The sequence below is a fragment of the Bacillus badius NBRC 15713 genome (genome assembly GCF_001591605.1).
In the GTDB taxonomy this organism is placed as follows: Bacteria; Bacillota; Bacilli; order Bacillales; family Domibacillaceae; genus Pseudobacillus; species Pseudobacillus badius.
On the sequence record NZ_BCVF01000006.1, the window covers coordinates 126,004 to 149,172 of the forward strand.

Sequence of the window (23,169 nt, forward strand, 5' to 3'; positions counted from 1 at the left end):
AGGCCTTTACACCTCCACATTGAGTAATAAGTCCTGAAAATTCTCAGCTGGCTCGTCATCCGTTTCTGTCGGCTGCGCCATTTGCTGTTGCTGCTGCCGGGATTGCTGCTGTTGCTGGCGATCAAACTTTTGCGGTTCTGCTTGGCTGAATGTCAGCTCAATTTTGTCCACATTGATGTTTTGCTGGCCGAAAGCGTGCTTCAGGCTGCTTACATGCTGTTCAAATAATTCCTTCACTGCAGAAGTTGAGGATAAAATCTTGGCTGTCATCATGCCGTTTTGCTGCAGCAATTCTATGCGCAGACTGCCAAGCTGCTCCGGATAAAGCCTAATCAGCAGCTTTGTGCCGTTCGGCATTTTGACCAAATTAGAATTTCCAAGCACTTGTGAAAACTTCTCAATAAATTGCTCCATATTAATAGGCCGCGGATTTGTGTGAACACTTAAGGAAAAGGTTTCAGTACGTCCCAATTGATGGAAGAATGACGGCATATGTACCGTGCCTTCCTTTCCAGATGGAGCAGTCGGAAGCTTTTGCAGCACTTGTCCGTCTTCTGGTTCAGCCGCTGGTGCTTGTTTTCCAGTAGAATGCGGCTGCAAAAAGTTTTGAAACGCTCTTTGTATAATCATTGTCCGATTGCTTGTCTGGGGCTGAACCAGCAGTTTATCGAGCTTATCGGCAATTTCTTTCATAGAGTTTTTGATAGCTGCGTGAAAGGAAAGGTCTTTTGCTATACTATCTGCTTGTTCTCCAAGCAGTTGCAACAGCTTTCCGGCTGTTAGAACCGTTTGGACCGCCTTTTCATCAAGTGTTGTCCATTTCTCGGCCGGTACAGCAGCCAGCGATTGGACCGCCTGCAGCAAAGCAGCAAACTCTTCATTCCCGGACAAGACAGGCGGCAGCTGTTCTTCCTGCTGACTTTGACCGCCATCCACTCGTTCCTCCGCTGGCAGAATGGTTTGTTCTGCATCTGCCAAATGGGAGATTTGTCCGATTAGCCTTTGGATATTTTCTTGCAGCTGCGCTGTGCTCATTCCTAAAAAAGCAGCAAGCTCCTCAAAGGAAGGAAATTTGCCATCCGCCATCCATTCCTTAGCAATGGCCCTGATAGCTTCCGGTATATCTGCAATTCCTTCAATGCTCAAGGCTTCAGCTGTTTGTTTTTCACTAGTGAGCCTCTCTTGTGCCGGATTAGCCCCACCGCTTTGAACTGATTGGTCGTTTTGCTGTCCTGCAAGAAGCGATTTAAAATCTGCAGCTGAAGCAGCCGGCTCATTTGCAGAAGGTTGCGCTGTATTCTTTTGAACTGGAAGCGCGTTTACCAATTGCATCATCATCTGACACCCCCTTGCTTCTGTAATCATCGGCCGTCTCTTATTTAAGAAACACCAGAAAGTAGTTTTGTATATTTAGCGGCTTTTTCTGGAGGAAGCTTCTCTAAAATATCCGCTTGTTTTTCTGTACTCATTTCTGACAAGATTTTCACCGCTTCATTATCTGATAAATTCACCAGGATGTTCGCAATGTTTTTAGGAGACATAGATTCGTATGTGCTAATTAACTGATTATCTTGCTTTTCCTCAGCGACGGCTGCATCATCTGTCTCTTTCAGCTTTTCAAGCTCAATTTCAAGACGATCCTTTTCCGTATACAAATCCTCCATTTTCTTATCTGATGCCTTTAGATTTTTTTCAAGCTGCTCAATTTTTGCCTCTTTGTTTTTTATTTCTGCTTGTAAGGAAACAATTTTTTCCTTATCCGTCTGGCCGCCTTTGTCAGCTGACCCGTCGTCGTCTATGAGGCTCGAAACGAAAGGCACATGGCTGCCGATTTCCTTCGCCTTCTCAAATACATTTACACCCGCCACTGTCATGACGATTAAGGCAACAGTGATTGCGAATAACAATGGAATCACAAGAACAAAAAGAATCCATTGAAATACGCCATATCCTTTTTCTTCTTCTATTTCCACGAATTCTCTTTTCTTTGCCAAGACTCTCACCTAATTTCCACGGTTCATGAATTGAATGGCTGAGATTTCATCCATTTGCTTATTTTCTTCTTCCAACAAGCTTTCTTTAAACCTCTCAAAATCTTTCTCTTTGATTTTTTCGTATTTTTTTACCTCTATGTTTTTTTCTTGAAGCTGCTGCTCATGCCATTGCATTTTATTGCGGGCATTAATGACTACTTGCTGCTGATAGCTAATGGTTTGCTCAAGGTTGGAAACGAACAGCTGATAGTGCTGAATCTCTTGGATGGAAAAGCCGCTGACCATCTTGGCTTCCTGAAAGTCAATTAAGGTTTCCTTCTTTTTTAAGAGGGCATATAACTTTTCAGCTGCTTTCTCAAATTGCTTAAGCGATTCGTTATAAAGGGTTTGCGTTTCTTCCTTTTCACGTTCTCTCAATTGCAAGATCTTTTGGAATTTGTAACTGTATGCCATCTTCAGCCTTCTCTCCCTTGAGCTAATTGAATAAGAGCCGCTACACTTTCTTCCAAGGAAACTTTTTCATCCGTTCGCTGCTTTAAATAAGAAATGATTTTAGGATAATATTCCATGGCACGGTCAATGTCAGCAGACGATCCTTTTTTGTAGGCGCCAATATTGATAAGATCCTCTGAATTCAAGTAGGTGCTCATCATCTCTCTTACATGAATCGCCGCCTGCTTATGTTCTTCAGATGCCAAATGACTCATTAAACGGCTGACGCTTTTTAATACATTGATAGCCGGATACTGTCCTTTATTAGCTAAAGCGCGATCCAGAACAATATGGCCGTCAAGAATCCCCCGGACTGCATCAGCAATCGGTTCATTCATATCGTCGCCATCGACGAGCACAGTGTAAAACGCGGTAATGGTGCCGTGTTCATTTGTTCCTGTTCGCTCTAGCAGCTTCGGTAAAATTGCAAATACAGAAGGTGTGTATCCTTTCGTTGCCGGCGGTTCACCAACAGCAAGGCCAACCTCGCGCTGAGCCATAGCTACTCGCGTGACAGAATCCATCATTAGCATGACATTTAAACCCTTATCCCGAAAATACTCAGCAATAGCCGTTGCGGTAAACGCTCCTTTAATTCTCATTAAAGCGGGCTGGTCCGATGTGGCCGCCACAACGATTGACTTGGAGCGACCTTCCGGGCCAAGGTCACGTTCAATAAACTCTCTTACTTCTCTCCCGCGCTCTCCAATTAAGGCAATAACATTCAAATCGGCTTCTGTGTTGCGGGCAATCATGCCAAGCAGCGTGCTTTTTCCGACACCGCTTCCGGCAAAAATCCCAATTCGCTGGCCCTTTCCTACCGTCAGCATACTATCAATTGCACGCACGCCTACTTCAAGCCGGTCATTGATCGGCGGCCGATTGAGCGGATTAGGCGGGCTTTGCTCGGTGCCGACAGAAGGCAGTGTTTTTGGAAGAGAGCTTCCATCCATCGGCTCGCCCATTGAATCGACCACTTTTCCAATAAGGGAAGGACCGACTTTCACAGCCAGCGGATGTCCTAAAGATTCCACCAGGCTGCCGGGAGAGATGTCACTGATGTCACTGTAAGGCATGAGGACAACCATCTCATCCTTAAAGCCAATCACTTCCGCATGGATGACTTGGCCGTTAGCCGAGCCGTTCGGGTAAATCACACACACATCGCCGATTGAAGATTCTGGTCCTTGGGACTCAATCATTAAACCGACAACCCGCTTGATGCGGCCGTAACGTTTATACGTATCAAGACTGCTAATTTTTTGGACAAGCTTGGATAACTTCAATTTTCTTCACCTTCAAGAAGTTCAAATAGCTGTTTTCTCAGCTGCTGCAGCTGACTGTCCAGGCCGATTTCGATTCGCCCATGGCTTGTCTCAATGTAGCAGCCGCCCTCCTCCAGCTTTTCATTCGGGTAAATATAGCAAAGTGTATCAACCGGAAACATGGCGTCAATTTCTTCTTTTTGGCTCACAACTAACGAATAATGAGACGGATGAACATGTATTTGTAATTCTTTCTGGTCGGGCATGTCCTTTAAAGCCTGCTTAACGATCGGCAAAAAAGCTTCCTCGTCCTCTTTCAGCTTCTGGCCAATAATTTTTTCGGCCGACTTAACCGCAATATCTAGAATCAGTTTTTCAGAGCGTTGAACGTTGAGTGCATATTCTTGTTTTGAGCATTCAACCGTTTCTTTGGCCGTTTCAATCAATGATTTATAGTCGTCATAGCCTGCTTTGTGGCCTTGTTCCTGCCCCGCTTGAAAACCTTCTGCATAAGCCCGTTCAGTTAGCTCTTGCTTTTCTGTCTCCCAGAATTGCTGATCGCTGACTATTTGTTCCTCTACTTCCCGGCGTCGCTGTTCCGCCTGCTCAATGATTGTGCGAGCTGCCTCTTTTGCTTCCCGCAACACCCTTTCTCTCTCTTCCTCAAAGTAAAGAGCTTGGGCAGGGGCGGCTTCTTCGCCCAAATCTTGGAGCGGCGTATGAAATATTTTCACTTTTATTTCTTTATCGGCTGCACCGATACATTCCGTGCGGTAGGATTTAATAATTCTAGACAATAATGTCATCTCCCCCGCCGCGGGCGATAATGATTTCACCGGCTTCTTCGAGTCTGCGGATAGTGCTTACGATGCGCGACTGCGCCTCTTCTACATCACGCAGACGCACAGGTCCCATGAACTCCATTTCTTCCTTGAAGGTTTCGACCATTCGACTGGACATATTGCGGAAAACAACTTCTTTGACTTCCTCGCTGGAAACCTTTAGCGATAACAGCAAATCTTCATTTTCACAGTCACGAATGACACGCTGAATGGAGCGGTTATCCAAGGTCACGATATCTTCAAAGACAAACATCCGCTTTTTAATTTCTTCAGCAAGTTCAGGGTCTTGAATTTCGAGAGAATCAAGAATTGTCTTTTCAGTTGCACGGTCCACTCCGTTCAGCACTTCTACAACCGCCTCGACTCCGCCTGTTTGTGTATAGTCCTGAGTTACTGTAGCGCTTAGCTTGCGCTCTAGAATCGCCTCGACTTCGTTAATAATTTCCGGAGAGGTACTGTCCATAATAGCAATTCTTCTTGCAATATCTGCCTGTACATCCTGAGGCAACTCTGAAAGAATTTGACCAGCCTGCTGCGGATCAAGATAAGAAAGAATGAGAGCAATCGTTTGCGGATGTTCATTTTGAATAAAGTTTAAAATCTGGCTTGCTTCCGCTCTGCGTGCAAAATCAAAAGGTCTGACCTGCAAGGAAGAAGTAAGCCGATTGATGATGTTTTGCGCCTGGTCCTTGCCAAGCGCCTTTTCGAGTACTGTCTTGGCGTAGCCAATTCCACCCTGGGTGATGTAATCTTGGGCAAGAGCAATATTGTGAAATTCCTCAAACACTTCCTCTTTTGCCTCTGCATCAACTTTCTTCACTCCTGATATTTCTAACGTCAGACGTTCAATCTCTTCTTCTGACAAGTGCTTGTATACAGAAGCCGAAACATCCGGACCGAGAGAAATAAGAAGAACGGCCGCTTTTTGTTTTCCTGTTAGCTTTTTTTCTCTCACAGCCATACTGCATTCCTCCTATTCAACACATTATCATTCGCACACAGCTTGCTCTTAATCCTCAGACAGCCAGGATCGGAGAAGTTTAGCAAACTCTTCAGGCTTTTCTTTCGCCATTTTCTCCAGCTGCTTTCTGCGGGCCGAACCTTCCGTCTCTATTTCATTAATATCAGCAAGCGGCTCAGCCGGCTCGATATCCTCTTCGAATTCCTCTTCTTCCTCTTGGCGTTTCGCACGTAAAATAAGGAAGACTAATACTCCAATAATGACAAGCATCACAGCACCGATCACATATACCCACCAAGGCACAAACGGCTGTTTTTCTTCAGCAAATGTCGCTTTTCCTTTAAATGGCTGGACAGAAACAGAAATTTTTTCTTCGAGATCTTGATCAGTCAATTCCTGATTATAGCCTTTATCGATGGACGTACGGACGATTGTGCCAAGCATTTGCTGGATATCATCTACACGCTCTTGAGGCAGAGAATCGGCATTGTTTGCTTTCGGAGGCTCCACCATTACCTGAATGCCTAAGTCTCGGATTTTATAAGGACTTTCTGTAATTTTTTTGCGTATGCGGTTCACTTCGTTATTGATTGTTTCTTCGGAGCGTTCATAGTCACCCGAACCGCCTGCTCCTTCCATATAAGTGGAGCCTTGTGCATCAGCTGGATCTTCCCCTTGAGGAATGCCTCCCGCCGGTGCTCCGTCCCCTGTAAAAGTTTCAGTAATTCTCTGAGCGCTGATTTGGATACCAGCCATTTTTTCTTCATCTACAGGTGTAACTAAGTTTTCTTCCCTATTTTCTTGGGTAAAGTCAATATCAGCTGTAACCGATGCGACAACCTTGTCTTGTCCCATCAGTGTACCGAGCATACTTTGCACTTGACGCTGGATATCCCGTTCGATCTTCTTTTTAACTTCCATTTGCTGAACCATCTCATTGCCAAATACAGAGTCTCCGCTGTCCTGCTGGTCATAGTACTCAAAATTTTGATTCATAATGACAATATTCTCAGCCGGCAGATTCGGTACGCTTTTTGAAACAAGATGATAAAGCGCCTTGATTTGCTTTTGATCAAACTGATATCCCGGTTCGGTTTTCAGCACGACCGATGCAGATGCTTTCTCTCCATCTTCTCTTACAAATACATCCTTTTCCGGAAGATTGACCATCACTTTCGCATCTTTTACTCCCTCGATGCCTGTAATTAAATGGGCAAGCTCGGTTTGCATAGCATCCAGCTTTAGAATGTTAAATTCATTGTCGGTCATGCCAAACCCGGCATTTTCACTAAAAAATCCGTAATCAATGCTGCCGGACTTCGGCAGCCCTTCTGCCGCTAAATCCACTTTCAGTGAATCGACGGTTTCCTCTGGGACTAATATTCCGGTCCCTCCCTCGGTAATTTCATACTTGATGCCCCGGCCGTCCAAATTTTCTTTGATAGCCCCTATTTCTGTCGGAGCAAGCTCACTGTACAGCGGCACCATCTTTTCTCTTGTCATCAAAAGAACAATCGTGCTAATCGCTATGACAAACAGCAAAAAGGCACCGATTCCGATCCACTTTTGCTTTTTTGTGCGGCTGTTCCAGTATTCTCTTATTCTTGTTAATTGTTGGCGTATCGTGTCATTCATTACAATCCCCCGGTTACGTCGCTTCTAATTCATAGGGTGTTTCCTTTTCGGTCTTTATTACCTTTACATTTGCATTCTCATAATTTCCTGATAAGCTTCCACAGCCTTATTGCGTACCTCCATCGTCAATTGCATGGCTACACTTGCTTTTTGGCCGGCAATTAACACTTGATGAAGGTCGACATCTTCTCCTTTGACCAGCTTGCTTGTCAAAGTGTTGGACTGTGCTTCTGCCTGGCTCACTTGATTGATTGCATTTTTTAAAAAGTGGGCAAAATTTTGCTGAGCCTTATAAGGCGTGACATCAGGTGTCACTTCTGCTCTTTCTGCTTTTAAAAACGGTGTCACCCCTTGTACAGGTTGAATCGCCATTTGTTCATTCTCCTTTACTTACCGATCTCTAATGCTTTCATCATCATGGATTTAGACGCGTTAAATACGGTGACATTTGCTTCATATGAGCGGGTAGCGGACATTAAATCAACCATTTCCCGCAGCGGATCAACATTTGGCATTTGCACGTATCCTTCTCCATTGGCATCGGGATGGGTCGGATCATACATCATTTTAAAAGGGGTCAAATCATCTTCTGCGATTTTTGTCACTTTGACCCCATTCCCTGTCCCGCCGCTCTGCTGGCCCATTGCCTTGTTTAAATAAGAGGCGAAACCGCCTTGCTTAGGCTGAAGAACGACAGCTTTCCTTCGATATGGCTGCCACTCTCCATTCACTTGGCGTGCGCGGGTGGAATCCATATTGGCCATATTGGAGGAGACGACATCCATGCGCAAACGCTGCGCCGTTAAGGCGGATGAAGTTGTATTCATGCTATGAAATATAGTCAATGTTATCTTCCCCCTTTGATGACATTTGTTAGAGAATTAAACTTGCTGCCCATCCTATCAACAAGCGCATTGTAATAAATTTGATTTGTTGCCAAGTCCGACATTTCTTTGTCCACGTCCACACTGTTACCGTTTTGATTAAAGGAGAGGTTTCGATTCGTCACAACAGCAGGATGATTTCGGCTGGATTGAAAAGAAAAGTGACGGGAGTCTGTGCGGTAAGCAGCCAATTGATCAGCCAATGTTTCGTCGAACATTTTTTTAAAACTGACCTCTTTGGACTTATAGTTGGGCGTATCGGCATTCGCGATATTGTTAGCTACTACTTTTTGCTTTAGTGCAGAGTAATCTAACCCTTTTTCAATCGCACTAAATGAACCTGAAAAAAGCTTCATGAATCACCACTCCGTCTAACGTGTTAATAATAGTTGCTCGAACAAGCATCGAGCCAAACATTTTTTCCCTTTTTTTCCTTCAATTTAAAAACAAAGGTTTTTTTACTATTTATGTTTATTTTCAATCTTACGCTTGAAACTATAACACAAATCTTGTTTAATTTTGACGCATCTTTACAAATTCAATAAAAATACAATAAAAGATTAACAAAGATGACAAATATAGTCTTATTTACTCATATATTGCGATAATTAGCAATCACTAACACACATTTAATCACAAATTCCCAAAAGGAACAAATGACAAAATTCCCATTTTCCTGATGTTCATGAAAAAATAACATAAAAAATCGCCTGTCGAAAACAGGCGATTTTTTATTAATTATTAAATTAGTTTGATTTTAATTTTTCCAATTCCATCAAGAATTTATCGTTTAATACTTTTATATACGTACCCTTCATCCCTAATGAACGGGATTCAATGACACCAGCACTTTCAAGCTTGCGCAGGGCATTAACAATAACAGAACGAGTAATGCCTACACGGTCAGCAATTTTTGAAGCAACTAGCAATCCTTCTTTGCCATCCAGCTCTTCAAAAATGTGTTCAATGGCTTCTAATTCACTGTAAGAAAGAGAGCTGATCGCCATTTGCACGACCGCTTTGCTTCTTGCCTCTTCTTCAATCTCCTCTGCTTTTTCGCGAAGGATTTCCATCCCAACAACAGTAGCGCCGTATTCAGCAAGAATGAGATCTTCATCATGGAACTTTTCTTCTAAACGGGCCAGAACAAGCGTACCAAGGCGCTCTCCCGCTCCTTTAATCGGCACAATCGTTGTATGGCCGTTTTTAAATAGCTCTTTATTTTCCACAGGAAAAGCTGTGTACTCACTGTCAACACCGAGATTGGAAGATGTCTCTTCTAAATTAAATAGGTTTTTTGTATACTCCTCAGGAAACTGGCGTTCTGCGAGCATTTTTTTCATCCGCTCGTTTTCAATTTGCTGATTAACACCGAAGCCGAGCAATTTTCCGCGGCGGCTGACAACATATACATTTGCCTCAATTAAGTCTGACAGAGATTCTGCCATTTCTTTGAAGTTGACATGCTTGCCTGCTGCATCCTGCAGCAACTTGTTAATTTTTCTTGTTTTTTCTAGCAAATTCATAATTAAATCCTCCTACAATGACTGGTCTGTCTATTACCGATCAATGCAATATTTTTTATAATTTATAATTGTTTGTTTACTTTCCTTTGTACCCTGTTGCCTGTTTGACCCAAACTCTATAGGATAAACTGGCTCACATCTTTGTCACGAGAAATAGCTTCTAACTTTTCATTGACATATTGCGGAGTAATCATGATTTTCTCCATGGTAATATCAGGAGCCTCAAATGACAAGTCTTCAAGTAATTTTTCCATGATGGTATGAAGACGGCGTGCACCGATATTATCCGTGCTCTGGTTCACCTCAAAGGCAATTTCTGCTATTCTTTTAATAGCATCGTCAGAAAATTCAATTTCTATACCTTCTGTTTCTAATAAAGCTACGTATTGTTTAATTAAAGCGTTATCCGGCTCGACCAAAATGCGGACAAAGTCTTCGACTGAAAGCTTTCCAAGCTCTACGCGAATCGGAAAACGTCCCTGCAGTTCTGGAATAAGATCAGACGGCTTAGACATGTGAAAAGCACCGGCAGCAATAAATAGAACATGATCTGTCTTTATTGAGCCGTATTTTGTAACGACCGTGGAGCCTTCCACAATCGGCAAAATATCACGCTGAACACCTTCTCTCGATACACTGGCAGACGAAGAAGCCGCGCCTTTAGCTGCGATCTTATCAATTTCATCAATAAAAATAATGCCGGTTTGCTCAGCCCGTCTGACTGCTTCTTGTGTGACGTCGTCCATATCGATCAGCTTTTGTGCTTCCTCATTGGTCAACACTTCGCGCGCTTCCCGGACAGACAGCTTTCTCTTTTTCTTTTTCTTTGGCAGCAGTCCGCCCAAGGCATCCTGCATGTTCATGCCCATTTGTTCCATGCCGGAGCCTTGGAACATATCAAACATGGAAGGCGGCTGTTCCTCGACTTCGATAGTTACAATTTCCTCTTCCATATCGCCTCGAGCCAGCCGATCTGCAACGAGCTTCCGCTGCTCACGGATCGACGCCTCTTCATGGGCTTCTTCTGAACTGCCTTGCTCTTGTCCGTTGCCGCCAAATAACATCTCAAATGGGTTTTTCATGTTGTTTGCTTTTTTCTTGGACGGAACAAGCAGTTCAACAAGCCGGCGGTTCGCCGCTTCTCTGGCCGGCTCCTGTACCGATTGAATTCTTTCTTCTTTGACAATTCTTACTGAAGTTTCTGCAAGGTCGCGTACCATGGATTCTACATCACGGCCCACGTAACCGACTTCCGTGAATTTCGTCGCCTCCACTTTTATAAAAGGAGCACCCGAAAGCTTTGCGACACGGCGGGCAATTTCTGTTTTCCCTACCCCTGTCGGTCCGATCATCAATATATTTTTAGGAATGACTTCGTCTCGAATTTGTTCACTCAGCAAACTGCGGCGGTAACGATTGCGCAAAGCTACCGCTACGGCTTTCTTAGCCTCTTTCTGGCCAACAATGTACTGATCGAGCCGCTCCACAATTTGTCTAGGCGTCAGTTGCAATGATTTTCTATCCAAACTCTTCACTCCTTTATTCGAGTTCTTCCACGATAATCTGATCATTCGTATAAACACAAATATCTCCGGCAATTTCCAAGGCCGCTTTCGCGATCTCTTTGGCGGTTAAATGGTCACCGGAATAGATTTTCAATGCGCGCCCGGCAGCCAAAGCAAAATTGCCGCCAGAGCCGATAGCCAAAAGCCCATCATCCGGTTCAATCACCTCTCCTGTTCCGGAGATCAACAAAATGTTCGAATGATCCATGACAATCAGCATTGCTTCCAAACGGCGCAGGACTTTATCGGAACGCCACTCTTTAGCCAGCTCCACTGCTGCCCGCTGCAGATTGCCATTATACTCTTCCAGCCTATGCTCAAACAGTTCAAACAACGTGAACGCATCGGCTACAGATCCGGCAAAGCCGGCCAGTACCTTTCCGTTAAATAACTTTCGGACTTTTCTCGCTGTATGTTTCATGACGACAGCATTGCCAAAGGTCACCTGTCCGTCTCCAGACATGGCACATTTGCCTTTGTGCTGGACAGCAAAGATGGTAGTAGCATGAAACTGATCCATAAATTCTGATTCCTCCTTTTACTTACGCACGGGGATGATGAGTTAAATATGTTTTTCTTAAATGCTCTTTCGTCACATGAGTATACACTTGCGTAGAAGAAAGATGCTCATGACCCAGCAGCTCCTGAACCGTCCGCAAATCAGCTCCATGATTTAGCAAGTGAGTGGCAAATGTGTGCCTCAGCATATGCGGGTGAATTTTTCTCGTTAAGGAAGCTTTCTTTATCAGCCCACCCAGGATATGACGGATGCCTCTTGCGGTCAGCGGTTTGCCATGATGGTTTACAAACAAAAAAGAGTGGTCATCTCCAGACTTCATCAAGTGCTTTCTCGCGGTTGCTATGTATCTCTCTATGGCTTCATGAGCAAAGCTGCCAAACGGCACATACCTCTCTTTATTCCCTTTCCCTTTAACAAGTAACACGGAAAAATCAAAATCAATATGCTTCATTTCAATTCCTGTACATTCACTCACGCGGATGCCTGTTGCATACAGCAATTCCAGAATCGCCCGGTTGCGGATTTCCAGGGGCCCCTCTCCTGCACACACAGCAAAAAGCTCTTCCATCTCTTCTTCGTAAAAAAAGGAGGGGAGCTTATTTGCCCCTTTTGACTGCTGAACGAGCGCAAAAGGATTTTCCGTTATAACTTTTTCTCTGGATAAAAAACGAAAAAAACTGCGCAAGCTAGAGATTCTTCTAGCGATCGTTGAACGGGACAGTTGTTTTTCGTGCAGCGTTGTTAAATACAGCCGTGCATCTAAGTATTCTACGTCCTTCAAGTCCTCAATGCTTTGCTCATTAGTGAACTTAAAGAATTCTTCAATATCGTAGCGATAAAATTGTATCGTATAATCTGAATAATGCTTTTCCACCCGCAGGAATTCAATGAAAGATTGTAAATACTTATTAAAAGGTTCAGACATTTACGCACCCCCCTAGGGCTACTAAATAGTATCACACTCACGCAGCCCTTGCAAGAAAGTTTACAAATTTTTCACAAAAGTCCGAATTGTTTCCAATGCCCGTTGTGCATGGGCCTCGTATCTTTCTTTTTTATTCCTTATCTTAACCGGGAGATCTGGAAACAAACCAAAATTCGCATTCATTGGCTGAAAATTCTTTTCACTGGCGGAAGTAATATAATGAGCCATGCTGCCGATCGCTGTCTCTGCCGGTACCTGAACCGGCTCTTTTCCTAAAGCCAGGCGCGCCGCATTTAAGCCGGCAATTAAACCGCTCGCTGCAGACTCGACATAGCCTTCTACCCCTGTCATCTGGCCGGCAAAGAATACATTGCTGCGTTCCTTGAACTGGTAAGTCGGCTTTAACACCTTTGGAGAATTAATAAATGTGTTGCGATGCATGACACCATACCGGACAATCTCTGCCTGTTCAAGACCCGGGATCAGCTGGAGCACTTCCTTTTGCGGTCCCCATTTTAAGTGAGTCTGAAAACCGACAAGGTTGTAAAGCGTCCCAGCAGCATCATCCTGCCGCAGCTGCACGACCGCATAGGGTCTCTTTCCTGTTTTGGGATCTTCCAACCCAACCGGCTTCATCGGGCCAAACAACAAGGTTTTCTTTCCGCGCTTCGCCAGCACTTCAACCGGCATACAGCCCTCAAAGAAAATTTCCTTTTCAAACTCTTTCAAAGGAACTGTTTCAGCTGAAATCAGCGCTTCATAAAATTTGTCAAATTCTTCCTCGGTCATTGGACAATTTAAATACGCGGCTTCGCCTTTATCATAACGGGATTTTAAATACGCCTTATTCATATCTATGCTGTCTTTTTCAATAATAGGAGCAGCAGCATCATAAAAGTATAAATAGTCCTCGCCCGTTAACTCTTTTAGCTGCTGGGATAACGATTCGCTTGTCAGCGGACCGGTAGCAATGACGGTAATCCCTTCTGGAATGTCCGTTACCTCTTCATTGAATACGGTGATATTTGGATGATTTTTCACCCGCTCAGTTACCTGGCCGGCAAATTCATGACGGTCAACTGCCAGGGCGCCTCCTGCCGGAACAGAACAATGATCAGCGGCAGAAATAATAACAGAGTTTAAGGCTCTCATTTCTTCTTTCAGCACACCGACTGCATTCGTAAGCCCGTTGGCCCGCAATGAATTGCTGCAGACAAGTTCAGCAAATTTGTCTGTATGGTGAGCCGGTGTTTGCTTGACCGGCCGCATCTCAAATAGATGTACCTTTACGCCTTGTTCAGCGATTTGAAAAGCGGCTTCGCTTCCAGCTAATCCTGCTCCGATCACATTAACAACTGGTTCCATTGTTTTCTAGCCTCCTGAATAAATAATGGTACGTACATCTATGTCCCTACAGCATTGTACAACAGACGTTCCCATAAAAAAAGTATTATGTATGAAAACAAGTAAAAAAGCGGGAATCTCCCGCTTTTATACTTGTGTCTCTTCTTTGTAATCGCATCCTGTACATTGAATTTGCACGCCTTTTTTCAATTTCTTTTCAACGAGCATCTGTTCACATTTTGGACACTTTCGTTCAATTGGTTTATCCCAAGATAAAAAGTCACATTCCGGAAAGCGGTCACATCCATAAAAAATCCGCCGTTTCTTACTTTTTCTTTCTATTATATTTCCTTCGTTGCATCTTGGGCATTTCACGCCGATTTCTTTTACAATCGCTTTTGTATTGCGGCAATCAGGGAAATTGCTGCAAGCCATAAATTTTCCGTAGCGACCCATTTTAAAGACCATTGGGCTGCCGCAGTTTTCGCAATCTTCCCCGGCCGGCTCATCTTTAATCTCCACTTTCTCCATTTCTTCTTCTGCCTTGACTAAATGCTGCTCAAAACCGCGATAAAATTCGTCGATGACTTCTGCCCATTCTACTTGTCCATCCTCAACATGGTCCAAATCCTTTTCCATTTTTGCCGTGAATTCCACGTCGATAATATCCGAGAAAAATTCCTTCATCAGTTCATGGACAATCTCGCCTAATTCGGTCGGCACAAATCTTTTATTGTCAAGAGACACATAGCCGCGCTTTTGAATCGTATCAAGCGTAGGAGCGAAGGTAGATGGCCTGCCAATTCCAAGTTCTTCTAAAGTTTTCACCAACCGGGCTTCCGTATAGCGGGGCGGCGGCTGTGTAAAATGCTGTTTCGGCTCTATATTTTCAGAAATAGCCGTATCGCCTTTTTCGAGGTTAGGCAGCTGCTTCTCTTTTTCCTCTTGGCCGTCATCAGATCCTTCTATATATACTTTCATAAATCCCTGGAATTTTACCTTTGAACCAGTGGCCCGGAAGGTAATGTCACCGTTTACAAGGTCAGCGCTGACTGTATCAATGACAGCTGATGACATTTGGCTGGCAAGGAAGCGTTCCCATATTAATTTGTATAGCCGCAGCTGGTCGCGGGACAGAAACTCCTTCAGCATGCCTGGCTCTTTCAGCACACTCGTCGGCCGAATGGCTTCATGCGCATCTTGTGCCTTGGATGATTTTTTTTCTTTTTTTGCTTCTGTTGCTTTTGTATATTCTTTGCCATGTGTTGATTCAATAAACTCACGGGCTTCTTTTTGGGCAATTTCGGATATTCTTGTAGAATCCGTTCTCATGTAAGTAATGAGACCGACTGTTCCTTCTTTGCCTAAGTCGATTCCCTCGTATAATTGCTGAGCCAGCATCATCGTTTTCTTTGCCCGGAAGTTCAGTTTGCGGGCCGCTTCCTGCTGCAAGGAAGAGGTTGTAAACGGAGGCGCAGGGTTTCTTTTGCGTTCTTTTTTAGTCACACTTGCAATCTCAAAGCTGTTGCCTTTGATAGCGGCAAGCGTTGCTTTTACTTCTTCTTCTGACTTCAGTGCCGTTTTCTTTCCATTTTTTCCATAGAAAGAAGCAGAAAATGAAGTAGCTCCTTTTGAAAACTGGGCTTCAATCGTCCAGTATTCTTCTGGCTTGAAGAGGCTGATTTCTTTCTCGCGGTCAATAATCAGCCGCAGGGCAACCGATTGAACCCGTCCTGCACTCAATCCTTTTTTCACTTTCTTCCAAAGAAGCGGACTAATGTTATAACCGACTAGTCTGTCAAGAATGCGGCGCGCCTGTTGGGCATCCACAAGGTTCATATTAATGGGCCGCGGATGTTTAAACGATTCTTTAATCGCATCTTTTGTAATTTCATTAAACACTACACGGCAGTCTGATGAGGTATCTAAGTCCAGACTGTGGGCCAAATGCCAGGCAATGGCTTCCCCTTCTCTGTCGGGGTCAGCTGCCAAGTAAATTTTTTTCGCCTTTTTAGCAGCCGTTTTCAACTCTTTCAGCACCGGCCCTTTTCCGCGGATCGTAATGTATTTCGGCTCATAGCTATTTTCTATATCCACACCCATCTGACTTTTAGGCAGATCGCGCACATGGCCCATGGATGCTTTCACTTTATATTTTTTCCCCAAATAACGTTCAATAGTTTTCGCTTTTGCAGGGGACTCGACTATTACTAAGTACTCTGACATTCATAAACCTCCCCCTAGAGGTGAAAATAAATAGATGTAACACACATTATTAGCCGTATTGATGATAATTGTCAATCAATTGCCTTTTAATTATGTTTTTCTATTTGTTTTTTCTCTATTCGCTCATATATTTTTTTGCCTCTTTTAAATCATTGATTCTTTTGCAAAATTTAATACAGTTTGCGAATAAAAGCAACCTTTTTTTATAAAAGAAGGAAAAAACAATGATTATTTCTTGAAATTCCGCCTTTATTCTCCCTTTATTTCCGATAAAATATCAGCGGCCTTCTGTACCAATTTGGCTCCTTCGCCGATTAGTTCATTTGTGCCTTCAGAGAGCGGATCATCCATTCGCCCCGGCACACAAAACACTTCTCTGCCTTGTTCCAAGGCACAATAAGCAGTAATAAGTGAACCGCTTTGCTTGCCAGCCTGTACTACAACAGTCCCGAGCGACAGCCCGCTAATGATCCGATTTCTAGCTGGAAAGTGCCACTTTTTAGGTTGTATATTCGGCGGGAATTCCGATACAATCAGGCCGGAACGCACGATCTTTCGAGCGAGAGGCAAATTCTCCCGCGGATACAAGTGATGAAATCCGCCGGCAATCACCGCAATCGTTCCTCCTCCCTCCGCCAGAGCAGCCTCGTGAGCAAAAGCATCGGCTCCTTTAGCCAGCCCGCTAACGATGATATAATTGTTTTCAATCAGCTCCGGCATTAAAAGCTGTATCGCTTTTCGGCCGTACTCATCCGCTTTTCGCGCTCCCACGATCGCTAATTTGCGCTCTTGTTTAAGCAAGGAGCAGTTTCCTGCTGCATAAAGAACCCATGGAGGCTGCGGCAAATTTTTTAAGAGGGAAGGATAGGAAGAGCTGTAAATTGGTATGGCGCTAATCCCATAGTCTTTATAGGTTTCAGGCAGGGAATAAAGAGTGGCATCTTTGAGCTGTTCAATAACAGCGATGGATTGAGCAGGGGATAAAGCGAGTGTGCGGGAAAAATACTCGGGGGGATAGTGATATAAATTTTTTAAATCGCTGTCTTGCTTCAATAGCAAGTAAATCGCTTTCCAGCCAATTCCTTTGCAATGCTGCAGGTGGATAATTTTTCTCGTTAATTGATCCAGTTTGATTTCCTCCTTTTCTTTAAACGATTTAAGCATACTGATCCTGCTTTCGGACATCGAAAAATGATTCCATAAACAATGATTCCTTAGGCCCGCAGAGATTAGAAAAGACTGTCCGAAAGGCTCATTTCATGGCTTCCCGGACAGTCTCTTAGTTGTTGATTTTATAGAATTAGTGAGTTTTGCACTCTTCGTAGATGCCTTTTTCTTTGATCACTTCGATCAATGTTTCTCCCATAACAGATGGAGTTTCAGCTACTTTAATGCCGCATTCGTTCATTACGCGGATTTTTTCGTCAGCTGTTCCTTTTCCGCCGGAAATGATAGCGCCAGCATGGCCCATGCGTTTTCCTGGAGGAGCTGTGCGTCCGCCAATAAAGCCGACAACAGGTTTTGTCATGTTTGCCTTCACCCATTGTGCCGCTTCTTCTTCAGCTGTTCCGCCAATTTCACCGATCATGATAACAGCTTTTGTTTCAGGATCTTCATTGAACGCTTTTAATACATCAATAAAGTCTGTGCCGTTTACCGGGTCTCCGCCGATGCCGACAGCTGTTGATTGTCCAATGCCAGCTTGTGACAATTGATGTACCGCTTCATAAGTTAATGTACCAGAGCGGGAAACAACGCCAACATGTCCTTTTGTATGAATGTATCCAGGCATGATGCCGATTTTACATTCACCAGGTGTAATAACCCCTGGACAGTTTGGACCGACTAAACGTGTTTTCTTGCCTTGCATGTAACGTTTTACTTTGACCATATCCAATACCGGAATATGCTCAGTGATACAAATAACAAGATCAAGCTCTGCATCCACTGCTTCTACGATCGCATCTGCAGCGAACGGAGCAGGAACATAGATAACAGAAGCGTTAGCGCCTGTTGCTTTCACTGCATCGCTAACAGTATTAAATACCGGTACTCCTTCTACTTCTGTTCCGCCTTTACCAGGGGATGTACCACCAACGATTTTTGTACCATATTCCAACATTTGTTTTGTATGGAAAAGAGCTGTTTTACCAGTGATACCTTGAACGATTACTTTTGTGTCTTTATTAACAAATACACTCATGCCTATACCTGCCTTTCTCTGGTCAACTCTGGGATTATTTGCTTACAAGTTCAACGATTTTTTGCGCGCCATCAGCCATAGACTCGGCAGCCACAATGTCAATATCAGATTCGCTTAAGATTTTCTTGCCTAAATCAACGTTTGTTCCTTCTAAACGAACAACAAGAGGTACAGATAAACCGACTTGCTTCGCCGCTTCTACTACACCAGTTGCAATAATGTCACATTTCATGATTCCGCCGAAAATGTTAACGAAAATCCCTTTAACGTTTTTATCAGAAAGGATAATTTTAAATGCTTCTGTTACTTTTTCAGCTGTTGCGCCGCCCCCAACATCAAGGAAGTTTGCAGGGTCGCCGCCATAGTGCTTGATGATATCCATTGTTGCCATAGCAAGGCCTGCCCCATTAACCATACAGCCAATGTTGCCGTCAAGAGAGATATAGCTTAAGTCATATTTTGAAGCTTCGATTTCTTTTGGATCTTCTTCTTCAAGATCACGGTATTCCATAATGTCTTTGTGACGGTATAATGCGTTGGAATCAAAGTTGATTTTCGCATCAAGCGCCATAACATCGCCTTCACCTGTCACAACGAGCGGGTTAATTTCAGCGATAGAAGCATCTTTCTCAACAAACGCTGTATAAAGACCCATCATGAACTTCACTGCTTTATTCACAAGCTCTGCCGGGATGTTAATGTTAAATGCAATGCGGCGTGCTTGATAAGGCATTAAGCCAGTTACCGGATCGATATACTCCTTGAAAATTTTCTCTGGAGTTTCAGCGGCCACTTCTTCAATTTCTGTTCCGCCTTCTTCAGAAGCCATTAATACGACTTGAGAAGTTGCGCGGTCAAGAACAAGACCGATGTAATATTCTTTTTGAATATTGCAGCCTTCTTCGATCAATAAACGCTTGACTTCTTTTCCTTCTGGACCTGTTTGATGAGTGACAAGCGTTTTACCTAAAATTTCTTCAGCATATGTACGCACTTCATCAATGTTTTTTGCAACTTTTACTCCGCCCGCTTTTCCGCGGCCGCCTGCATGAATTTGTGCTTTTACTACACAAACGTCAGTGCCGAGTTGTTTTGCTGCTTCAACTGCTTCTTCTACGGAAAAAGCAACTTTACCGTTTGGAACGGCTACCCCGTAATTTCTGAGGATTTCTTTGCTTTGATACTCATGGATATTCATACTTCATCCTCCTATCAATCTCAAAAAAGTAGACTGCGTTTCCATTGTATATAAACTAGTAATTCCTGTCTAGATATTGTACTTAAATTTGTTATTGTTCGGCTTTTTTATATATTTCAGCAATTTCAATCTTTTACCTAAACCGTTTTATAGGAAAAAATGGATATTCCTGCGCAGTCTCTTCTCTCTGTTACCTTTCCCTCAAACGGCTGACCTCATTCCCCCATTTTTTTCAGTTGATCCAGCCGGTAAATAAAGGAGAACACTTCCGCTACCGCTTGATAAAGCTCTTCCGGAATCGCTTCATTGATTTCCAGCTGGCCAAGCAGCTCCACAAGACTGGGGTCCTCCTGAATAGGAATATTGTGTTCCTTCGCTTTTTCGAGGATGTTTTCTGCCACTTTCCCTTTCCCTTTAGCAATCAGCACCGGCGATTGATTTTTTTCAGGCCGGTAAGACAGAGCGGCTGCCTGCTTTCTTTGCGCTTCCTTATTCATACGCGAATGTCCACTCCCTCATACGGCTGGGCCTCCATTGCTTGTGCAAGCGGGGCTTGCAGGACGGCTTTTTGCGGCTGTTTAAATTGAATGCTGGACAGTTGATAGCCTTTGTCCTCAATCCCGGCTTTTAATACTGGAATCAGCTCGGCAGCCGCCTCTTTTAAGCCAGGTGTTTCGTTAAATATATGCAATTGGATAATCCGGTTCTGCACTTGCATATCGATGACTGTTTCCTTTATATTTTCCAAATTTAAATAAAAAAGCACCCGGCAATAATCAGCATCCAGCTGGCCGTCCTCTGTTTTTTTGCCTGACCACTGTAAAGTTAATTCTGTATGAAATCCAAACAGATTAACCGGAACCTGCATAACCAGCTGCTGCAGCGGCCCATTCTCAGCGGATAATAAAGACTGGGCAGTCATTCGTCCAAGCAATTGCTCGGCAGATTCTCTGACGTGAACCGGAATGTTTTCATGGAGAAGGCGCAGCAGCTGAGGCTTCAGCATCTTTTCCACTTCTGTTTCGCCGATATCGGCGTTCAGCATGCTCTCCAAATCAACTCCCAACAACCGAAACGTATCCTTAATCAGGGAATGTGCTTCCTTGGCCGAGAAATGAAGCTGAATTTCATTTTCGGCGGCAAGGATGATTTGTTGAAACAAGACATCCTTTTTGGAAAGAGCGGACAAGGACGAAGAGTGAAGAGCTGCTGTTTCATTCCTGATCAGCTGAACGACTTCCTCCGCTTCTTTATTAAATAGGGAAGCCAGCTGATGAATCGCTTCATGAGGCTGATTTTGCTGAATGCTCACCTTAGCGGCTGTTTTAAAAAGAGCCGCCAGCTGTTCATCGCTCACAGCTTTTCCCTTTACCCCTTCCATTATTGACTTTACTTCAGTCATTAAAGGCTCGACAGCATTCTTTTCAGCTGATCTGGCAGCGGCTGAAAGCAGTTGCTCTACTCGTTGCAAAGACGCTTTGTCCGCCGGTTGCTGCACCAATTGGCTAATTGCTTCTTTTAAAGGGGTTGACCGGTTTTCAATGGGCAACTGGCCCGGTTGGCTCTGCTCTTTGCTCCATTGGCGAACGATTTGGATAAGCGCATCCTCTATATTTTCGGCAGTTTTGGGAACAATGCCCCATGATTTCACTAAATCAAAGGCTGCCGTTTGGACAGCAGAAGGCTTATCTGTCGAAAACAGCTGCTCGATTACGGCAGCTGCCACCCTCTGGACCAGATGCTTTTCTAAGGGCTGCTGCCATTCCTTCAGCAACTTGATGATCGCCGTTGCTGCAGCTGGTGGCTGTTCCAGCTGCTGAAGTCTCGAAGACAACTCTTTGGTTAATGCAGCGAGCGAAGCTGGAGAATAGGCTGTCATGAGCGGCTGAAAGATATCCTTGCTCATGGGGAGAGAATGGTCAATCATGGTTTTGATCACTTGCAATCCTTCAGATAATGTTCCTTTTGCCAGCCATTCTCCCGCTTTGATAATTAACTCTTTAGTTAACGGCAGCTTCTCTTTCATCATCATTTCCACAAAGGCTTTATTCTCTTTGGTCAATGGCAAGGAAAGCTGCAGCAACAGCTCCTTTGCCATCTTCCCGATATTCTCGCTGCCCGCCATAGGCAAGGCAACAACCTGCAGCTGTATGCCGTCATCGGCCGATGTCACCCGAAACCAGTACCGTTCTCCTGACTGAAGGGGCACCTCTAGCTTGGCGACTATCGTTGTCGTTCCAGTTGAAAGCTCAGCCATTCCGTTAGGCAGCATTTTCACTACTTTGGCAGGAAACATTTCTCCTTCTCTTAGTTGGACTGTCTTTTCTTTCCCAAGAAGCCCTTGGGCAAGGGCGGCTTGCTGGATAATCACTCCTTTTCCCCCTTTACTTTTTCTGCTGCTCCATCTCTTTTACTGGAGAAAAACTTTTTCGATGAATCTCACATGGACCGCTTGAGCGCAGTCCAGCTAAATGCTCAGCCGTACCGTACCCCATGTTTTTTTCAAAACCATATTGCGGATAACTCTGGGCGTAGTCGCACATCAAACGGTCCCTTGTTACCTTGGCAACAACTGAAGCTGCCGCAATCGAAACGCTCTTTGCATCTCCCTTTATAATAGCGGTTTGGGGAATAGGGAGATTTAGCTTCAACGCATCAATCAGCAAATGCTCCGGCGGCTGCGAAAGTGCGGATACAGCTTCTTTCATCGCTTTTTTTGTTGCTTCGTATATATTTATTTGATCAATTTCGAAAGCGGAGACAACGCCGATGCCAACATCGGCTTTTTCGATAATTTCTTTATAAAAAAACTCTCTTTTTTCTTTAGAAAGCTTCTTCGAATCATTGATTCCAATTAATTCAAGCTGTGGAGGCAAGACAACCGCCGCTGCTACAACCGGTCCGGCAAGCGGCCCCCTCCCCACTTCATCAACCCCGGCTGCAGCGGTCACTCCCTGCTCCATGAGCTGCTGTTCAAATACTCTCATTTGCTCATAATGCAGCTGTTCCTGTTTCCGCTTTTCCTGCCGGCGATACCATTGCGCAATCGCCTGCTGAACTCCTTTGCGCGGGTCTTTCAGCCACTCTTGAAGCTGCGGATCATCTTCTGCTTGTATGTTTTTTAATTCACTTTTAATTTCGCTTATGGATTGGGACATAGCTAGCTCCTTCAATTGATTTCTTAACGGTGTTTTTTTGAATTTTGCACCATTTGTTTTTAGTAAAATATAATGAACCTTTTAGATTATGTACCCCTTGAGGCCGTCGAAATTGCTTGACCCTGACTTGATCCATCTTATCACTGTTTTTCAATTATATCGGCTTTTTTCCGAAAAAATAAAGACCCTAAAAAAGGTCTTTCAGTTTGTCGCCAAAAGGGACTCAAGCCATTTGAGAGAAAGATAGGCCTCTCTGTATCGATGATCTCTGGTACAAGCTGGTCTAAAACGGTCCTATCTATTTGGTCCCGTTGGATAGGATGGTGTTTGGAAAGCCTCTTCCTCCCCCTCAAGCATTTGGTCGATTTATGTTCAAACAGGTAACCATTATACGGCTACCCCAACGTTGTACACCTTGTTGATTGCAATAG

At 44.1% G+C, this 23,169-nt stretch carries 22 protein-coding genes; all 22 read right to left on the reverse strand.

Annotated elements, in window-relative coordinates; all coding sequences use genetic code 11:
• Positions 1 to 6: 6 nt before the first annotated feature.
• The 22 genes from BBA02S_RS05130 to BBA02S_RS05235 all read right to left on the reverse strand — a co-directional run bounded on the left by BBA02S_RS05130 (position 7) and on the right by BBA02S_RS05235 (position 22,738).
• Positions 7 to 1,338 (reverse strand): flagellar hook-length control protein FliK, encoded by a 1,332-nt coding sequence (locus tag BBA02S_RS05130; RefSeq protein WP_041113106.1) that lies wholly within the window; start codon positions 1,336 to 1,338, stop codon positions 7 to 9.
• A gap of 41 nt (positions 1,339 to 1,379) precedes the next feature.
• Complete coding sequence (locus BBA02S_RS05135) at positions 1,380 to 1,994, reverse strand: MotE family protein (protein WP_052475270.1); 615 nt, start codon at positions 1,992 to 1,994, stop codon at positions 1,380 to 1,382.
• Between the two features lie 9 nt (positions 1,995 to 2,003).
• The gene (fliJ, locus tag BBA02S_RS05140; RefSeq protein ID WP_041099980.1) at positions 2,004 to 2,447 is read right to left on the reverse strand and encodes a flagellar export protein FliJ; all 444 of its coding nucleotides are present in this window, start codon (positions 2,445 to 2,447) and stop codon (positions 2,004 to 2,006) included.
• A gap of 2 nt (positions 2,448 to 2,449) precedes the next feature.
• Complete coding sequence (gene fliI / locus BBA02S_RS05145; RefSeq protein WP_041099978.1) at positions 2,450 to 3,772, reverse strand: flagellar protein export ATPase FliI; 1,323 nt, start codon at positions 3,770 to 3,772, stop codon at positions 2,450 to 2,452.
• The gene (fliH, locus tag BBA02S_RS05150) at positions 3,769 to 4,548 is read right to left on the reverse strand and encodes a flagellar assembly protein FliH (protein WP_041099976.1); all 780 of its coding nucleotides are present in this window, start codon (positions 4,546 to 4,548) and stop codon (positions 3,769 to 3,771) included. The genes fliI and fliH overlap by 4 nt, the downstream gene beginning before the upstream one ends.
• Positions 4,541 to 5,554: a flagellar motor switch protein FliG gene (gene fliG, locus BBA02S_RS05155; protein ID WP_041099974.1), complete on the reverse strand. Its 1,014-nt coding sequence runs from the start codon at positions 5,552 to 5,554 to the stop codon at positions 4,541 to 4,543. Before fliG ends, fliH begins: the two co-directional genes overlap by 8 nt.
• Before the next feature lie 48 nt (positions 5,555 to 5,602).
• Entirely contained in the window at positions 5,603 to 7,189 is a 1,587-nt protein-coding gene (gene fliF / locus BBA02S_RS05160; protein ID WP_041099972.1) for a flagellar basal-body MS-ring/collar protein FliF, read from the reverse strand.
• Between the two features lie 63 nt (positions 7,190 to 7,252).
• Positions 7,253 to 7,561: a flagellar hook-basal body complex protein FliE gene (gene fliE, locus BBA02S_RS05165; RefSeq protein ID WP_052475269.1), complete on the reverse strand. Its 309-nt coding sequence runs from the start codon at positions 7,559 to 7,561 to the stop codon at positions 7,253 to 7,255.
• Positions 7,562 to 7,575: 14 nt separating this feature from the next.
• Positions 7,576 to 8,034, reverse strand: coding sequence for a flagellar basal body rod protein FlgC (gene flgC / locus BBA02S_RS05170; protein ID WP_041099970.1), 459 nt, complete (start codon positions 8,032 to 8,034; stop codon positions 7,576 to 7,578).
• A gap of 2 nt (positions 8,035 to 8,036) precedes the next feature.
• Complete coding sequence (gene flgB / locus BBA02S_RS05175; RefSeq protein ID WP_041099968.1) at positions 8,037 to 8,429, reverse strand: flagellar basal body rod protein FlgB; 393 nt, start codon at positions 8,427 to 8,429, stop codon at positions 8,037 to 8,039.
• Between the two features lie 390 nt (positions 8,430 to 8,819).
• Complete coding sequence (codY, locus tag BBA02S_RS05180; protein ID WP_041099966.1) at positions 8,820 to 9,599, reverse strand: GTP-sensing pleiotropic transcriptional regulator CodY; 780 nt, start codon at positions 9,597 to 9,599, stop codon at positions 8,820 to 8,822.
• A 116-nt stretch (positions 9,600 to 9,715) separates the two neighbouring features.
• Complete coding sequence (gene hslU, locus BBA02S_RS05185; protein WP_052475268.1) at positions 9,716 to 11,170, reverse strand: HslU--HslV peptidase ATPase subunit; 1,455 nt, start codon at positions 11,168 to 11,170, stop codon at positions 9,716 to 9,718.
• Positions 11,139 to 11,684 carry an ATP-dependent protease subunit HslV gene (gene hslV, locus BBA02S_RS05190; protein WP_041099964.1) on the reverse strand — a complete coding sequence of 182 codons (546 nt, stop codon included), beginning with the start codon at positions 11,682 to 11,684 and terminating at the stop codon, positions 11,139 to 11,141. Before hslV ends, hslU begins: the two co-directional genes overlap by 32 nt.
• 22 nt (positions 11,685 to 11,706) lie before the next feature.
• Positions 11,707 to 12,609 carry a tyrosine recombinase XerC gene (xerC, locus tag BBA02S_RS05195; RefSeq protein ID WP_041099962.1) on the reverse strand — a complete coding sequence of 301 codons (903 nt, stop codon included), beginning with the start codon at positions 12,607 to 12,609 and terminating at the stop codon, positions 11,707 to 11,709.
• Positions 12,610 to 12,669: 60 nt separating this feature from the next.
• Positions 12,670 to 13,974 (reverse strand): FADH(2)-oxidizing methylenetetrahydrofolate--tRNA-(uracil(54)-C(5))-methyltransferase TrmFO, encoded by a 1,305-nt coding sequence (gene trmFO, locus BBA02S_RS05200; protein WP_041099960.1) that lies wholly within the window; start codon positions 13,972 to 13,974, stop codon positions 12,670 to 12,672.
• A gap of 126 nt (positions 13,975 to 14,100) precedes the next feature.
• Entirely contained in the window at positions 14,101 to 16,179 is a 2,079-nt protein-coding gene (gene topA / locus BBA02S_RS05205) for a type I DNA topoisomerase (RefSeq protein ID WP_041099958.1), read from the reverse strand.
• A gap of 249 nt (positions 16,180 to 16,428) precedes the next feature.
• Positions 16,429 to 17,343, reverse strand: a complete 915-nt coding sequence (dprA, locus tag BBA02S_RS05210) for a DNA-processing protein DprA (protein ID WP_052477224.1) — start codon at positions 17,341 to 17,343, stop codon at positions 16,429 to 16,431.
• Positions 17,344 to 17,479: 136 nt separating this feature from the next.
• Positions 17,480 to 18,382, reverse strand: coding sequence for a succinate--CoA ligase subunit alpha (gene sucD, locus BBA02S_RS05215; RefSeq protein ID WP_041099956.1), 903 nt, complete (start codon positions 18,380 to 18,382; stop codon positions 17,480 to 17,482).
• 34 nt (positions 18,383 to 18,416) lie between these two features.
• Positions 18,417 to 19,580, reverse strand: coding sequence for an ADP-forming succinate--CoA ligase subunit beta (gene sucC, locus BBA02S_RS05220; RefSeq protein WP_041099954.1), 1,164 nt, complete (start codon positions 19,578 to 19,580; stop codon positions 18,417 to 18,419).
• A 215-nt stretch (positions 19,581 to 19,795) separates the two neighbouring features.
• Complete coding sequence (locus BBA02S_RS05225) at positions 19,796 to 20,077, reverse strand: EscU/YscU/HrcU family type III secretion system export apparatus switch protein (RefSeq protein WP_041099952.1); 282 nt, start codon at positions 20,075 to 20,077, stop codon at positions 19,796 to 19,798.
• Positions 20,074 to 21,951, reverse strand: coding sequence for a hypothetical protein (locus tag BBA02S_RS05230; RefSeq protein ID WP_041113105.1), 1,878 nt, complete (start codon positions 21,949 to 21,951; stop codon positions 20,074 to 20,076). The genes BBA02S_RS05225 and BBA02S_RS05230 overlap by 4 nt, the downstream gene beginning before the upstream one ends.
• 13 nt (positions 21,952 to 21,964) lie before the next feature.
• Positions 21,965 to 22,738: a ribonuclease HII gene (locus BBA02S_RS05235; RefSeq protein ID WP_041099948.1), complete on the reverse strand. Its 774-nt coding sequence runs from the start codon at positions 22,736 to 22,738 to the stop codon at positions 21,965 to 21,967.
• Positions 22,739 to 23,169 lie beyond the last annotated feature (431 nt).